Source organism: Chloroflexota bacterium (assembly GCA_018829775.1).
GTDB lineage: Bacteria > Chloroflexota > Dehalococcoidia > Dehalococcoidales > RBG-16-60-22 > E44-bin89.
Genome location: JAHJTL010000024.1, coordinates 1 through 2,156, shown reverse-complemented (window position 1 = coordinate 2,156; position 2,156 = coordinate 1). Strand labels below are relative to the sequence as shown.

The 2,156-nt window shown below is 44.6% G+C and carries 2 protein-coding genes; one reads left to right on the top strand and one right to left on the bottom strand.

Features of this window, described 5'->3' with window-relative positions; all coding sequences use genetic code 11:
* Positions 1–546: cytidylate kinase-like family protein (locus tag KKD83_02805; GenBank protein ID MBU2535081.1), on the top strand; the 546-nt coding region annotated here is incomplete at its 5' end.
* 166 nt (positions 547–712) lie between these two features.
* Here the strand turns inward: KKD83_02805 and KKD83_02800 are convergent.
* The coding region (locus tag KKD83_02800; GenBank protein ID MBU2535080.1) for an anion permease at positions 713–2,156 on the bottom strand (1,444 nt) is incomplete at its 5' end.

Genomic DNA, 2,156 nt, shown 5'->3' with positions numbered 1-2,156 from the left:
GTTTACCATGGTCTGGCGGGGCATTTCCTTCTTGAAGGTATACCTCATGTACTTAAGGTAAGGATTATCTCGGATATGGAAGACCGCATAGCGTTGGAGATGGAACGGGAGAAGATTTCTAGAGAAGAGGCACAGCGAATCCTTAAAAGCGATGACGAACAGCGTTACAAGTGGAGTCAATATTTGTTCGGTATTGATACTAAGGACCCAAGCCTCTACGACATTGTACTCCATATAGGACGTATCACTGTCGCCGATGCCGTGGACGTAATATGCCATACCGCTGGCCTACCACATTTTCGAACAAGTGCTAAATACCAGAAAATACTGGAAGACCATCTCCTTGCTTCCGAAGTCAAAGCTGCCTTGATAGACATGAAACCAGATATTGATGTATCAGCTAATAACGGCATAGTCCTGGTGAATACCAGAGCGCAGGTCACTCAGGAAGAACATCTGGTTCACAAGATTCGAGAAACTGGGGAAAGCATACCAGGTGTGAAAGAGATTCGCGTTAACGTGCGTCCGCCAAAAAATTTGGATTAAGGGATATGGTAGTTAGCTTTTCATAACCCCAGATAATGCATAAGCTCTCTGAAGTATTGCAGCCTTTAGGTGCGGGGTAGTCTTAACGTGAATAAATCTCCTTTTACGTATAATTCCCAGTGCTAACCGATGGTTGAGGAAAGTCAGAATTAAATTAATAGTTTTATTAAAAGGTCATAAATTTCCAATACCCATAAAACACCCATCCCCAAAGGATCAGCCAGGAGATCAAAACTAGACCCAGGCCGTATTTAATCAGGTCTTTTACATACAGTAAACGTTCCTTTGTATCAGGGTCAAGTCCCATAGCATACGCAATTGCCAACCCCGGCCTCCCAATGACCAGGACATGGGCAAAGGATGATGAAAAAGCGGTAGCCAAACCAACCTGCCACATGTCAAGCCCTGCCATTTTATCCATCGGTAACGCTATGGGGCCTATCACCGCAACCGCGGCACCGTCACTCATGAAGTTAGTAACAATAGTTGTCAGAATACTAATTGAAACGAGGAGACCATCCCCGACTTTAAGGAATGGAGGTAGCAAATCGAACGCTGTTGTGGCCAGCCAGAGCGCGGTGCCAGTAATATGTAGCACATACCCCATACTGACTGCCGAAGCATACATCCATATTACACCCCAAGCGACATCCTTGTTCAAATCTTCCCACGAAACGACGCCTGTTAAAAACATTAAGACAGTTCCGATGAGGATAGGACCACCCAAATGCAAATATCCGGACAGGAAAACCCACATGAATATTACTGCAAGCAGAATGACCGTCATGGTAACTTGTTTGCCACTATACGGTCCCAATGCCCGCACTTCCTTTCTTATCAGTTCACCCGGGTTTATCTTGATGTTCAGTTTTTTATTAAACAGTACGTATAGGTAAATGCCAACAGCAATTGACCCAACCGGAACAAACGGGAAACCATATTGCATCCACTGAATGAATGTCATAGGTTTCCCCAAGGTCTCAAAAAAATCGACCATGATAGCATTTCGCGCTCCCACAGTTGGTGCACCGGGCCCTCCCATTGCTGTCATATACACGATAACCAGTATGAGAAAAAGCCCCACTGGTGGATGTCTGACCAATCCATTAGCCTTACAAATATTTTTATATAGTCTCATTAGAACCGGCATTAAGAAAGCAATCAAGCATTTGGCAGAAATAAACATTGCGGTGACTGCCATTAGTGGACCGAAAAGAAATAACAAGCTCCACCGTGATTTTGTCCATCCCAAAAAGAGTAGTCCAAGACGGTGGTGAAGTCCTGTCTTCTCAACACCGACTGCCACTGAAAGTGCACCGATTATAAAAAACACTGCATCTTTCATGTAGCTTTTGGCTATTATATCAATTGGCATGAGATGAAATATGTACATAATTGCGGCGAGTAGAAACGCTGTTGCACCAAGGGGAATGGCAACAGTACTCCATAATATGGCTGCCACAGCCAGCATTCCTAAGGTAATCTTCACTTTCCGAGCAGCCTCTTCAACAGCAAGATCAGGTTCATGGAATTCTTCAGACAGATGATCGACTATTGTATAGCCCTGCTGTGTCGAGTACCCTTGTGGATTTGGCCGTGTCAGCAAGTTC